Source organism: Streptomyces sp. CNP082, assembly GCF_059570535.1.
Window position 1 is genome coordinate 1 of record NZ_JCANSZ010000104.1, and the last position, 12,317, is coordinate 12,317.

Annotated in this window: 11 protein-coding genes; 5 read left to right on the plus strand and 6 right to left on the minus strand. The window is 75.5% G+C overall.

What is annotated here, in order from left to right; all coding sequences use genetic code 11:
* The first annotated feature begins 287 nt into the window (after window positions 1-287).
* Together B124_RS36055 and B124_RS36060 are read left to right on the plus strand one after the other, a co-directional pair.
* Window positions 288-1,733, plus strand: a complete 1,446-nt coding sequence (locus B124_RS36055) for an arabinose isomerase (protein WP_496507243.1) — start codon at window positions 288-290, stop codon at window positions 1,731-1,733.
* Window positions 1,734-1,809: 76 nt separating this feature from the next.
* Complete coding sequence (locus B124_RS36060; protein ID WP_496507253.1) at window positions 1,810-2,823, plus strand: LacI family DNA-binding transcriptional regulator; 1,014 nt, start codon at window positions 1,810-1,812, stop codon at window positions 2,821-2,823.
* Here the strand turns inward: B124_RS36060 and B124_RS36065 are convergent.
* Complete coding sequence (locus B124_RS36065) at window positions 2,807-3,931, minus strand: FAD-dependent oxidoreductase (RefSeq protein WP_496507244.1); 1,125 nt, start codon at window positions 3,929-3,931, stop codon at window positions 2,807-2,809. The genes B124_RS36060 and B124_RS36065 overlap by 17 nt on opposite strands.
* Window positions 3,932-3,986: 55 nt before the next feature.
* Here B124_RS36065 and B124_RS36070 point away from each other — a divergent pair, with 55 nt between their 5' ends.
* On the plus strand, window positions 3,987-4,409 hold the full coding sequence (locus B124_RS36070) for a secondary thiamine-phosphate synthase enzyme YjbQ (protein WP_496507245.1): 423 nt from the start codon (window positions 3,987-3,989) through the stop codon (window positions 4,407-4,409).
* A 56-nt stretch (window positions 4,410-4,465) separates the two neighbouring features.
* On the opposite strand, the gene B124_RS36075 is transcribed toward B124_RS36070, so the two are convergent.
* The 4 genes from B124_RS36075 to B124_RS36090 are packed head-to-tail and all read right to left on the minus strand — an operon-like array spanning window position 4,466 to window position 7,645.
* Window positions 4,466-5,359, minus strand: coding sequence for a class I SAM-dependent methyltransferase (locus tag B124_RS36075; protein ID WP_496507246.1), 894 nt, complete (start codon window positions 5,357-5,359; stop codon window positions 4,466-4,468).
* Complete coding sequence (locus tag B124_RS36080) at window positions 5,338-5,982, minus strand: cysteine hydrolase family protein (protein ID WP_496507247.1); 645 nt, start codon at window positions 5,980-5,982, stop codon at window positions 5,338-5,340. The genes B124_RS36075 and B124_RS36080 overlap by 22 nt, the downstream gene beginning before the upstream one ends.
* Window positions 5,979-7,112 carry an isocitrate/isopropylmalate family dehydrogenase gene (locus tag B124_RS36085; protein WP_496507248.1) on the minus strand — a complete coding sequence of 378 codons (1,134 nt, stop codon included), beginning with the start codon at window positions 7,110-7,112 and terminating at the stop codon, window positions 5,979-5,981. Before B124_RS36085 ends, B124_RS36080 begins: the two co-directional genes overlap by 4 nt.
* The gene (locus tag B124_RS36090; RefSeq protein ID WP_496507249.1) at window positions 7,109-7,645 is read right to left on the minus strand and encodes an EF-hand domain-containing protein; all 537 of its coding nucleotides are present in this window, start codon (window positions 7,643-7,645) and stop codon (window positions 7,109-7,111) included. The genes B124_RS36085 and B124_RS36090 overlap by 4 nt, the downstream gene beginning before the upstream one ends.
* Window positions 7,646-8,086: 441 nt before the next feature.
* Here B124_RS36090 and B124_RS36095 point away from each other — a divergent pair, with 441 nt between their 5' ends.
* Both B124_RS36095 and B124_RS36100 read left to right on the plus strand, forming a co-directional pair.
* Complete coding sequence (locus tag B124_RS36095) at window positions 8,087-10,309, plus strand: PEP/pyruvate-binding domain-containing protein (RefSeq protein ID WP_496507250.1); 2,223 nt, start codon at window positions 8,087-8,089, stop codon at window positions 10,307-10,309.
* Between the two features lie 55 nt (window positions 10,310-10,364).
* Window positions 10,365-11,252, plus strand: a complete 888-nt coding sequence (locus B124_RS36100; protein WP_496507251.1) for a hypothetical protein — start codon at window positions 10,365-10,367, stop codon at window positions 11,250-11,252.
* A gap of 95 nt (window positions 11,253-11,347) precedes the next feature.
* Here B124_RS36100 and B124_RS36105 read toward each other — a convergent pair whose 3' ends face one another.
* On the minus strand, window positions 11,348-12,046 hold the full coding sequence (locus tag B124_RS36105) for an HAD family hydrolase (protein ID WP_496507252.1): 699 nt from the start codon (window positions 12,044-12,046) through the stop codon (window positions 11,348-11,350).
* Between the last annotated feature and the right edge of the window lie 271 nt (window positions 12,047-12,317).

The following is a 12,317-nucleotide window of genomic DNA, read 5'->3' on the forward strand; positions in this document are numbered from 1 at the left end:
AGTGGTGGTGTTCCTTGCCGATGTCCACTCCGGCCCATATCTGGGGCACGGTCACCTCCGCCAGCTCGTCGCGCGTTCACAGCCCAGCAGACGACCTCGCCGACGTTGCCCTACGCAGCGATCGAGTCGCATCTCCCAATTGGCGGTCGAGTCGTCGCGGGGCTCCGGGCGGCCAAGCTCCTTAAGCCATCACGGGCGCAACCCATGCAGCCATACCCAGAGCCCCTGGGCCCACCGATCTTACGAATGACCAGTTCGAACCCACGACTTGAAAGGTAGGGCCACCCATGACGACCGCACGCACCCCCGCCACCGCCCGCCGGCCCCGCATCGGCCTGGTCGCCGGCGGACTCGGCGCGTACTGGCCGCAGTTCCCCGACCTGCTGCCGCAGCTCCAGCGCTCCGCCGCCCGGGTCGCCGAGCGGATGGCGGGCTTCGACGCCGACGTCGTGGACGTCGGCTTCATCTCCGGCGCTCCCGAGGGCGCCGCCGCCGCGGAGAAGCTGCGCGCCGCCGACTGCGACCTGATCGTCGGCTTCCTCACCACGTACATGACCGCGACCATGCTCGTCCCCGTCGCGCAGCGCAGCGGCGCGCCCGTCCTGCTGATCAACCTGCAGCCCACCGAGGCGATGGACCACGCGAGCTTCGACACCGGCCAGTGGCTCGCCTACTGCGGCGCCTGCCCGCTGCCCGAGATGGCGAACGCCTTCGAGCGCTGCGGCGTCCCGTTCCGCTCCGTCTCCGGCTACCTGGAGGACGAGCGGGCGTGGGCCCGTATCGGCCGCTGGATCCGGGCGGCGGGGGTGCGCGCGGCACTGCGCGGCGGCCGGCACGGGCTGATGGGCCACCTCTACCCGGGCATGTACGACGTCTCCACCGACCTGGCCATGGTCCCCGCGAACCTCGGCGGCCACGTCGAGGTGCTGGAGTTCGACGACCTGCGGGTACGGGCCGAGAAGGCCGGCGACGCCGAGGTCGCGGCCAAACTCGACGAGACCCGCGAGGTCTTCGACCTCGACGGGACCGTCGACCCCGACGACCTCGCCTGGGCGGCGCGGGTGTCGGTGGGCCTGGACCGGCTCGCCGCCGACTTCGACCTCGACTCCCTCGCGTACTACCACCGCGGCCTCGACGGTGAGACGCACGAGCGGCTGGGCGCTGGCATGATCCTCGGCGCCTCTCTGCTCACCGCCCGCGGCATCCCCGCCGCCGGCGAGTACGAGCTGCGCACCTCGCTCGCGATGCTCGTCACCGACCGGCTCGGCGCCGGCGGCTCCTTCACCGAGATGCAGGCGCTCAACTTCCGCGACGGCGTGGTGGAGATGGGCCACGACGGCCCCGGGCATCTGGCGATCAGCGAGGGCCGGCCGCTGCTGCGCGGCCTCGGCGTCTACCACGGCAAGCGCGGCTGGGGGGTGTCCGTGGAGTTCGACGTACGGCACGGGCCGGTCACCGCCGTCGGCCTCGGCCAGACCCGCGACGGCCGCTACCGGCTCATCGCCTCCGCGGGCACCGTGACCGCGGGACCGCTGCTGGCCATCGGGAACACCACCTCCCGCGTCGACTTCGGCCGCGACCCGGGCGAGTGGTGCGACGAGTGGAGCGCGAGCGGCGTCGGCCACCACTGGGCCCTGGCCACCGGCCACCTGCTGCCCGAACTGCGGGCGCTCGCGGACCTCGCCGGTCTCGACCTGGTGGAGGTCGCGGGGACCGGGGAGAGCCATGCGTAGCATGTGCGACGGGCCGCGGCCGGGGCGCGCCGCGTACGACCGGCTGGACGGCTGAAGGGGAACGCGCGTGGGGCGCATGGTGGGCATCAAGGACGTCGCGCGGCACGCGGGGGTCTCCGTCGGCACCGTGTCGAACGTCATCAACCGGCCCGAGAGCGTGGCCGCCGCCACCCGCGAGCGGGTGCAGGCGGCCATAGACCGGCTCGGCTACGTACGCAGCGAGTCGGCGCGGCAACTGCGCGCCGGGCGCAGCCGCATCATCGCGCTGCTCGTACTCGACATGACCAACCCGTTCTTCGTCGACGTCGCCACCGGTGCCGAGCGCGCCGCGCGCGAGGCGGGCCTCGGCGTGATGCTGTGCAACAGCGCCCAGAGCACCGCGGAAGAGGCCGAGTACCTGGGCCTCTTCGCCGAGCAGCGGGTGCGCGGCGTGCTCGTCACCCCCGCCGACACCAGCGGGCGCACCCTGGAGTCCTTCGGCCGGCACGGCATCCCGTACGTCTTCGTGGACCGCACCGTCGCCAGCGCCGACGCCTGCTCCGTCTCGCTGGACGACATCCAGGGCGGCGCGCTCGCCGCGCGTCACCTGATCGGCGCAGGCCACGGCTCTCTGGTCTACGTCAGCGGCCCCATGCAGCTCCCGCAGTGCCAGGACCGCCACACCGGTGCCCTGGCCGCCCTCGCCGAGGAGGGCCTGGGGCCCGAGGCACTGGTGCACGTCGAGACCGAGCAGATGGACGTCGCCGCCGGCCGCGACGCCGGCGCCCGGCTGCTGGGCATGTCGCCGCGCCCGTCGGCGGTGTTCTGCGCCAACGACCTCCTCGCGCTCGGCGTCCTGCAGACCCTCTTCGCGGCGGGCGTCTCGGTGCCCGGCGACATCGCGCTCGTCGGCTACGACGACATCGAGTTCGCCGCCGCGGCGGCGGTCCCGCTGACCTCGGTGCGCCAGCCGGCGCACCGGATGGGCAGGGAGGCCGCGGAACTGCTGATCGAGGAGACGGAGCAGGGCGTGGAGCACCACGACCACCAGCAGATCGTGCTGCAGCCGGAGCTGGTCGTCCGCAGCTCCAGCCTCAGACAGCAGCGCTGAGCGCGCCGCGCGCGCCCGGTACGGGACCGGGGTCTGGATCGGGCGGGCCGGCGAGCAGCGCGGTCAGTTCGCGGACCGCCGCGCGGCCGGCGCGGTTGGCGCCGATCGTGCTTGCCGACGGGCCGTAGCCCACGAGGTGGATCCGCGGGTCGCGGGCCGCGCGCGTGCCCTCCATGCGGATGCCGCCGCCCGGCTCGCGGAGCCGCAGCGGCGCCAGGTGGTCGACGGCCGCGCGGAAGCCCGTCGCCCACAGGATCGCGTCCGCCGGGAAGACCGTCCCGTCCGCCCAGGCCACGCCCTCCGGCGTGATCCGCTCGAACATCGGCCGCCGCGCCAGCACGCCCGCCGCCCGCGCCGCGCGGAGCTCGTCCGTGAGCGGCAGCCCCGTCTCGCCGACCACGCTCTTCGGCGGCAGCCCGGCCCGTACCCGCTCGTCGACCCTGGCCACCACCGCGCGGCCCCAGTCCTCGTCGAACGGGCCCTCGCGCCACACCGGCGGCCTGCGCGTCACCCACGCGGTCTGCGCCGCTGCCCCCGCCAGCTCCAGCAGGTGCTGCGTGCCCGAGGCGCCGCCGCCGACGACCACCACCCGCTGCCCGGCGAACTCCCCCGGGCCGCGGTACTGCGCGGTGTGGAGCTGCCGGCCGCGGAACGTCTCCTGGCCCGGGTAGCGCGGCCAGAACGGCCGGTCCCAGGTGCCCGTGGCGTTGACCAGCGCGCGCGCCGACCACGTGCCCGCGTCCGAGACCACCAGCAGCCGCCCGGCCTCGTCCCCGGAGCCCTCGCGCACCTCGGTCACGTTCACCGGCCGGCGCACCGGCAGCCCGAAGGCCCGCTCGTACGCGTCGAAGTAGGCGGAAACCACCTCCGCGGCCGGCCGGTTCCCGTCCGCGTCCGCGGTGGCCAGCGGCATGCCCGGCAGGTCGTGTACGCGGTGCGCCTTGCCGTACGTCAGCGTCGGCCAGCGGAACTGCCATGCGCCGCCGGGGCCGGGGGAGTGGTCCAGGACGACGAAGTCCAGGCCCGCGCGGCGCAGGAAGTACGCCGTCGACAGGCCCGCCTGGCCGGAGCCGATCACCACCACCTGGGTCCGCACGATGCCGCTCATGTGTGCGCCAACGCCTGTGTCGGCACGGATCTTCCCCATGCGCGATGCTGGCCTCATGACCGACGTCTTCACGACCCGCACCCTGAGGATCACCACCGGAGCCGGCGAGACCGTCCACGACCTCACCGCCGACTGCGACGCCTTCCTGCGCGAGGCGGCGGACGGCCGCGACGGGCTGCTCAACGTCTTCGTACCGCACGCCACCGCGGGAATCGCGGTCATCGAGACGGGCGCCGGCAGCGACGACGACCTCCTCGCCGCGCTGCACGACCTGCTGCCCGCCGACGACCGCTGGAACCACCGGCACGGCAGCCCCGGCCACGGCCGCGACCACGTGCTGCCCGCCCTGGTGCCGCCGCACGCCACGCTGCCGGTGCTCGGCGGCCGGCTGGAGCTGGGCACCTGGCAGTCGGTGGTGCTGGTCGACACCAACCGCGACAACCCGCAGCGGCAGGTGCGGCTGAGCTTCCTCGGCTGACGGGGATCGTCTCCCGAGGGGCGTGGCCGTCCCCGCCTCCGCTCCGGGCAGCGCTGCTACCCGGGGGCCGTGGCGAAGACCCAGCGGTTGGCCGCCAGGGCGTCGTCCGGCTCCGGGCGGGGACCGCGGCCGTGCAGGGCGGTGAAGTCGTACGGGGTGTGGAGGGCCACCGTCCAGCCCCGTTGGGCGAGTTCGCCTGCCGAGTCGGGGCGTGGCCCGCTGTCGAAGAGGGCGAGCAGGTCGATGCCGATCCGCTGTCTCGCCGCGGTGTAGACCGGGCTGGCCCGTACCTGCGGTGACTCGGCGATCTGCTTGATTTCGTACGCGAGGGAGCTGCCCGCCGCGCTCAGCCGGCCGATCGTGGCGATGAGGAGGCGCTCCGCCGCCGCCGGAAGGTAGAGCAGCAGCCCTTCGGCGAGCCATGCGGTGGGCGCGGCGGGGTCGAAGCCCGCGCACCGCAGTGCCCCGGCCCAGTCGAGCCGGAGGTCGGCCGCGAGGGTCCGGCGCCTGGTCGTGGGCGCAGCCCCGGTCCGGTCGAGCACCGCCTGTTTGAACGCCAGCACCTCGGCGGTGTCCACTTCGTGGACCACGCAGCCCGGCGGCCAGTCGAGCCGGAACGCCCGGCAGTCCAGGCCCGCCCCCAGCAGCACCACCTGCCGGACGCCCTGGTGCGCCGAGCGGAGCAGATGGTCGTCCAGGACGCGGGTGCGCAGGCCGAAGTACCGGCCGAGCCGGCCCCACAGCGGGTCGGCCTCACCGGCGGGCACCTGCTGCGGGCGGACCGGCCAGCCAGCCGAGGCCGGTGCCGCACGCACGAAGTGCTCCGCGAACGGGTCCCGGGCCAGGGCGTCGGGGCGATGGCTCTCGATGGCGCGGGCTGCGGCCACCAGGAGAGCGGTGCGGCCCACGCCGTCCGCCAGGCCGGCGTTCAGCCCGGCGGCGGCACGCACCACTTCTCCTCACGTCGCAGCGCGGGTGCTGCCCATGCCTGCGGGTCGTCCGCGGTGGTGGTCCGGGCGCCGTAGACGACGCGCATGAACCGCAGCACGGCGTCGTACGGCAGGTGCAGCGCGGTGGTGCAGTCGGTCAGGAGGGTCACGTGAAGCCCCTTCTGGAAGGCCGTGCGGGCGGTGGAGTCCACGCACACGTCCGCATACAGCCCGGCGAAGACCAGGTGGCCCACGCCCCGCGCGGCGAGGTGCTCCTCGAAGCCGTCGGTCAGGAAGGCGTCGAAGCAGGCGCGTTTGGTGAAGACCCGCTCGCCCGCGGCCGGGGAGACGGCGTGGAACTCCGCGCCCCACGAGCCCTCCAGGCACGTGGGCCGCTTGCCGAGGGCCCGGTCCCGCAGCCGCCAGCCGGCCCCCTGGTGTCCGGGGTCGCCGACGAACCGTACGAAGAGCACCTCCACGCCGCGCTCGCGGGCCCTGGCCACCGCCTGGACACAGCCGGCGACGGCTGTGTCCAGCACGGCGGGGTCCTTGCCGAAGCGTGCCCGGGCCGTCGGGCCGGTGCAGAAGTCGTTCTGCAGGTCCACGACGACCAGGGCCGTCCCGCCCGGTTCCCCGCCGGTCATGACCCGCTGACCAGGGCGGCATCCTTCGGCGTCCCGTCGGCTCCGGGCGCGTCGAGCACGTCGAGCAGCGTGTCGACCACGGCGGTGGTGGAGTGCCGTCCGCCGAGGTCCGGGGTGTGCACGCCCCGCTCGTCCAGAGTGCGCAGGGCCTGCTCGGTGGTGCGTACCGCTCCTGGGCATCCGGCGTGGCGTTCCGCGACGAGGGCCGCCGCGCGGATGGCCGCTACCGGGTTGACCCGGTCCTGCCCGGCGAGGTCGTCGGCGGACCCGTGCACCGTCTGGTACTCGACCAGACCGGACAGCCCGGGGGCGAGGCAGACGTTCTCGGTGCAGCGGTTCTCCTGCCGGCCGGAGCCGAAGCGGTCGAGCAGCATGACGTGCATGATGTCGGCCCATTCGTTCCCGGCGACGATCAGCGTGCGGTCGGGCAGGCCGTGGGCGATCAGGTTGCGGTTGACCGTGTCCGGCTGGAACAGGCCGATGCGTATGCCGAGCCGGTCCGAGAGCTCTGCCACCCAGGCGTCGAGGGCGCCGTCGAGCAGATGGAACTTGTAGGCCATGACGATGCGGTCGGCCCGCCCGTCGGGCCACTCGTGCCGGGCTCGGCGCAGGGCGTAGGTGAGCACAGCCTCGGTGATCTCCCGGCTGAAGGTCATGGTGCGGGTGACCTCGCCGGGCGTGTGCCGGTTGTCCCCGGTGTAGAAGCCCTGGGCCTGATCCCGTACCAGGAGCAGGGAGCGCTTGGCGTCCGTGAGGAGGTCGACCTTCACGGCGCGAAGCCGCTGCCGGACGAGGTAGAGGGACTGGGCGTTGACAGCGGTGCGGAAGATCGCCCTGGTGCCCTGCTCGGCCCGGGTGCGGCAGAACCGCTCGTAGTGGGCTGCGTCCTCGGCGGTCAGCGCCTGGATCCTGGCCACGCCCCCGGCGGCGCGGAGCGAGACGTACGAGTGGTAGAGACGGGGGGAGCGCTCGATCGCCACGCCGTGCGGGTGCCTTGCGGTCAGCGCGCCGAGCACCTGCTCGAAGACATCCGCGACCTCGGGTCCGGTGCCTCGCCCGACCGCCAGGCCGATGACGGGCTTCGCGTCACGTAAGGGGGCTTCGGGGGCGGGAACTTGAGTGCGGGTCACGGGGTCGTGCCCGCGGTCAGGTGGTCGCCGGGGATGCCGGCCTTCTCCGGGCGGTAGTAGTCCCGGATGCCGTCCGCCCAGGTGGTCACGGGGATACGGTCGCCGTCGACTGGCGCGAAGGCGTCGAACAGGGCGTCGATGTTGGGACGCTGGAAGCCGATGGCCGTCATCAGGGCGGTGAAGTCGGGACGCTTGACGAAGCCGTCGCCGTCCGGGTCGCCCATGGCCGCCAGGGCGTCCGCGAACTCGTCGACCGTGGCGTCGAACCGCTGGGGGTCGAGCACGATCGCGGTGAACTCTTCGGGGCTGATCCGGCCGTCGTCGTTGGCGTCCAGCTCGCGGACGAGCGTCTCCCAGTAGCGGCGGAAGGCGTCGGACATCCTGCTCTTCGCGTCGTCGCCGGCGGCGGGCACCGCCGCCATGACCCGCTTGCTCATCAGATCGAAGTCCGCCGACTCCACAACGCCGTTGCCGTCGGCGTCGAAGAGGGAGAAGACGAGCTTGACACGGTCGTTCGCCTTGGTCGTGGGCATGGTGTGTCACCTCTGCTGTAGCGCTGGATGGGCCGGGGACGCCCCGGATCCGGGGCCGGCGCAACGATTATCGGCTTGTCGCCGGGGCCCCGGCGGGGAGAGCCGGGCGGGTGCACACGAAAGAAGGGAATCCGCTGCCCGGGGCATGAAGCGGCACGACTCGGGAACGGTGCGCCGTCACCCAGGAGCGGCACACGGTGGGTGAGATGAGGTGATGCGCCTGGGCCGGGGGCATTCGGGGACATCCCTGAGGAATACCTCCGGCCCCTCGCGGCATACTGCATTCGTAAGCAACCCGGTCGAACCCGCCGGGTCGCCGCGGCGGTTCCCCGTCTGCTGCCCCGCGGCGCCCCGGCCGGCTCTCTCCGCTACCCGGGACCGAGTCGGGCGTGGCAGCCCCCACAAGGGGCGCGCGCACGAGGGGCGGAGGTGGAGCCGCTGATGGCGACCGAAGCGGAGCGGACAGCGCGCGCGGCCGGTGCGGAGCGCGCGGCGCGGGGGGAGCGCACGGCGCGTACGGGACGAGCTGCGCGCGCGGGATGGCCGGCGGTGCTGCCGCTGCACTCCGGTCCCGCCCGGGACCCGGACCGCGCCGGGGCCAAGGCCGCCGGCCTCGCCCGCGCCGCCGCCGCGGGGCTGCCCGTGCTCCCGGGCTTCGTGCTCACCGACCCCGCCCTCGCGCCCGGCGCCCCCGCCGGTCCCGACGCGCTGCGCGCCGCCTGGCGGGAGTTGAGCGAGGGCGGGCGGCGACCGCTGATCGTGCGTTCCTCCTCCGCGTACGAGGACGCCGCCGACTCCTCGATGGCCGGCTGGTACGAGACCGTGCCCGACGTGCGCGGCTGGGAGGACTTCGCCGCCGCCGTGCGCCGCGTGCTCGACTCGGCCGCCCGCGGGCCCGCCGGCCCCGCCGCGGCACCGCGCCCGGCTCCGCCGCGGGCCGGCGCGACCGGGGACATGGCCGTCCTCGTGCAGCCCATGCTGCGGGCCGCGGCCGGCGGTGTCATGTTCGGCGCCGATCCCGTCGCGGGGCGGCACGACCGGCTGCTGGTCAGTGCCGTCGACGGCGGCCCCGGCGCCCTCGTCGACGGCACCGCCCAGGGCGTCCGCTACCAGCTCACCCGCCGCGGCCGGCGCGTCGCCGTCGACCCGGCGGAGCCGCCCGGCGCGGCGCTGCTCGGCCGCGGCCGGCTGGCCCGGCTGGCGTCGCTGGCCCGGCGCGCGGAGCGGGTCTTCGGCGGGCCGCAGGACGTCGAGTTCGGCTTCGACGCCGACGGGCGGCTGTGGCTCTTCCAGTCCCGGCCGATCACGGCGATGCCGCCGCGCCCGCCGCGTACCGCCCGGCTGCTCGGCCCGGGACCGGTCGCCGAGACCTTCCCCGCGGTGCTGCAGCCGCTGGAGGAGGACCTGTGGCTCGCGCCCATGTCGCACGGCCTGACCGTGGCCCTCGACATCGCCGGCACCGCACCCCGGCGGCACCTGCGCGCGCTGCCCGTCGTCACCACCGTCGACGGCCGGGCCGCGGCCGACCTGCGGCTGCTCGGCGCGGTCAAGTCGGCCCATCCGGTACGGGACTTCGTCAACCCGCTGCGCGGCGCCCGGCTGCTCGGCGCGGCCTGGCGCGTGGGGCGGCTGCGCACCGCGCTGCCCGCGCTCGCCCTCGACCTCATGGCCGAGGTCGACGAACAGCTCGCCGGACTGCCCGAGCCCGCGGAGACGGTCGGCGGACGGCTGCTGGACGCCGCCGGCTGGGGCCGCACCGTGCTGTCCGCGCTGCACGCGCAGGAGTCGCTGGCCGGCGCGCTGCCCGGTGCGGGCGAGGGGGCCACCGCGGCGGGCGAGGCGCTGGCCGTGCTGGCGGAGGCGGCGCGGCGGGACGGGGCCGGCGACGACGCCGAGTTGATCGCCCGGCACCCGGTGCTGCTGGCGCTGGCCCCGCCGGCGCTCGGCGCGGCGCCCGCGCTGCCGTTGCGCGTCCGGTGGAGCGGAGTGCCGCGCGGGGTGGGCGCGTTGCCCGTACGGGAGGGGCTGCGGCTGCGGATCCGGTGGGTGCAGGAGATGCAGAGCCGGGTCGTCGCGGAGTTGGCGGAGCGGCTGACGGCGGCGGGGGCGCTGGACGGGGCGGCGCGGGTGGCGCTGCTGCGGTGGCCGGAGCTGGTCGCGCTCGCGGACGGCGAGGGGCTGCCGCGGGACTTCGCGGAGCGGCTGCCGCGGCCGGAGCGGCTGGTGCTGCCCGCGGCGTTCCGGCTGGCCGGCGGGCGGCCCGTCGCGCAGCCGCCGGACCCGGCGGGCGGCGCCGGCGGGGCGGCGGGCGGCGGGCAGGGCGCCGGGGGCGGCAGCGGGGCCGGGGTGGCGTGGGACGGCGCGGGGGAGCGGCCCGCGCACGCGGTGCTGGTGGTGCCGGTGCTCGACCCGGGGCTCGCGCCGCAGCTCGCCGGGCTCGCCGGGCTGGTCGCGGAGACCGGCAGCGCGCTGTCGCACCTGGCGGTGCTGGCCCGTGAGTTCGGGGTGCCGACGGCCGTGGGCGTGCCGGGGGCGGTGACGCGCTTCCCGCCGGGGACGGCGCTGACGGTGGACGGCACGACGGGCGCGGTGACGGCCGCCGGGGGCGGGGCCCGTACCGGCGGCGATCCGGCCCGGACAGACGGCCGCGAGGCGGCGGCGTGACCGGCGTCGGCGGCAGAGGCCGCCGGCAGGCCGGAGGCCCGGCGGGGGAGGCGGCGTGAAGTACGCGGGCTACGTACTCGGCGGGCTCTCCGGCGCCGGCGCCGGCGGCTACTTCGTGCTCTACCTGTACCGCTGGGAGTGGCAGCGCGCGCTCATCAGCGGCGTGCTGCTGCTGGCCGTCGAGGTGCTGTTCGTCGGCATCGTGCTGCACGCCCGCGTCTCCCGGCTCCGGCGGGAGGTCGCCGAAGGCCGCGACCGCACGGAGGAGATCCTGCGCGGCCTTGAGCGCACCCGGCCAGAGCCGTCCCCGCGGTTCCGCTGGCTTGAGGCACGGCGGCCGGACGGCACGCACCGCACGTACGTCTTCGTGCCCGTGCTGATGGCCGCCGGGGCGGTGCTGTCGGCCGCCGCCTGGGCGGTGCAGAAGGCCGCTGCCGCCACCGGCCGCGCCGCCGACCGCCGCACGGCCGCGCGCCTCGCCGGTCTCGCGGCCCCGCCCGGCGGCGTGGGGCGCGCGGAGCCGCTGGAGTCCCGTCCCGCGGTACGGCGCCCGCCCCGGATCCGTACGCTCGTCGTGGCCGTACTGGCCCTGGCCGCCCTGGTCTTCGGCCTCGGCCGGCTCGCGGACGCCACCAGGACCCGGCCCCAGCAGCGCCCGGCCGCAGCGGCGACGGCGGTCGTCTTCGAGGTCGCGGTGCGCGGCTCCGCCGACGCGGCGGCGGGCCGGATGGCCGTGCGCGACCTGTGGGAGAGCTGCCGCCGCGCGACCCGCGTACCCGCGCGCCACGCCCCGCTGAGCCGGTTGGAGGGCGACATCTGGGTGGGCAGCGTCCGCCCGGCGCTCGGCGACCACGACCGCATGCGCCTGCGCGGCTGCCTGGACGACGCCACCGCCGAGCGCACGACGGCGACGGTGCTCGGGGAGAGTCAGATCGGCGGCTGAACGCGGCGGGGCGGCCCCGCCGCGGCACCGCCCCGCGCCCGGCTGCACCGCGTCACGCTGGCTGGCCCGTACGTCCGCCAGTCACGCCGTACCCGTCATACCCCGCCGGTCACGCCGCCCGTCACCCACGCGAACGCCCGCTCCGCCGAGAACTCCCGCTGTCCGCGCCGGAACACCAGCCCCGCGCCCGCGCCGACCGCCTCGTCCGCCTGCTCCGGCAGATACGGCACCGCCACGCATCGCATCCCCGCCCGGCGCGCGGCCTCCCACCCCGGCGGCGCGTCCTCCACCACCGTGCAGTCCTGCGGCCGTACGCCCAGCCGCCGGGCCGCCTCCAGGAACACGTCCGGCTCCGGCTTGCCCCGCTCGACCTCCTCCGCCGAGACCAGCGTGGCGAACAGCCCGTCGAGACCCGCCGCCGGCAGCACCGCCTCGATGGCGGTGCGCGAGGAGCCGGACGCGACGGCGATCGGGCACCCGGCCGCGCGCAGCATCTCGGCGAACGCCCGCATCCGCGGGAACGCCTGGGTCGACGCCCGCGCCAGCCGCAGGTACGCGGCGTTCTTCTCCCTCAGCAACTCCGCCGTCGGCGCCGCCAGCCCGTACCGCTCGCGCAGCGTGCGCATCGTCTCGCGGGTGCCCACGCCGAGGAACCCGGTGTGCTCCTCCCAGGTGAAGCCCGTGACGCCGTGCTGTTCGAGAACACGGCGCCCGGCTTCGTAGTAGTTCGGTTCGCTGTCGACGAGGGTGCCGTCGAGATCGAAGACGACGGCGGTGGTACCGGTGGCGCTCACTGGTGCACCATCCTTGTGTCGGTGGTCGTGTGACTGCTGATGCACCCGAGGTGCCGCCGGGTTACCGCCCTGCTCGCTCGACGCGTTGATGACGTCCGGCATGAGTTCTGCGGGATCCGGCGGTTGCCCGGGGCGTGGAGACCGTCGACAGGGCTGAGCGCCGTCGAGCGCCGAACAGTGAGCGGACTGGCAGACACGCTCCGGCACCGATACGAGGGTGCCTCCCCACTGGGTCTAGCAGCGGAGAGGCTGACATGGAGTCTGCCAGCAC

Excerpts from the sequence above, each read along its gene's own strand:
- B124_RS36055 (WP_496507243.1), top strand. The coding sequence starts at position 288 with ATGACGACCGCACGCACCCCCGCCACCGCCCGCCGGCCCCGCATCGGC.
- B124_RS36060 (WP_496507253.1), top strand. The coding sequence starts at position 1,810 with ATGGTGGGCATCAAGGACGTCGCGCGGCACGCGGGGGTCTCCGTCGGC.
- B124_RS36065 (WP_496507244.1), bottom strand. The coding sequence starts at position 3,931 with ATGAGCGGCATCGTGCGGACCCAGGTGGTGGTGATCGGCTCCGGCCAG.
- B124_RS36070 (WP_496507245.1), top strand. The coding sequence starts at position 3,987 with ATGACCGACGTCTTCACGACCCGCACCCTGAGGATCACCACCGGAGCC.
- B124_RS36080 (WP_496507247.1), bottom strand. The coding sequence starts at position 5,982 with ATGACCGGCGGGGAACCGGGCGGGACGGCCCTGGTCGTCGTGGACCTG.
- B124_RS36090 (WP_496507249.1), bottom strand. The coding sequence starts at position 7,645 with ATGCCCACGACCAAGGCGAACGACCGTGTCAAGCTCGTCTTCTCCCTC.
- B124_RS36095 (WP_496507250.1), top strand. The coding sequence starts at position 8,087 with ATGGCGACCGAAGCGGAGCGGACAGCGCGCGCGGCCGGTGCGGAGCGC.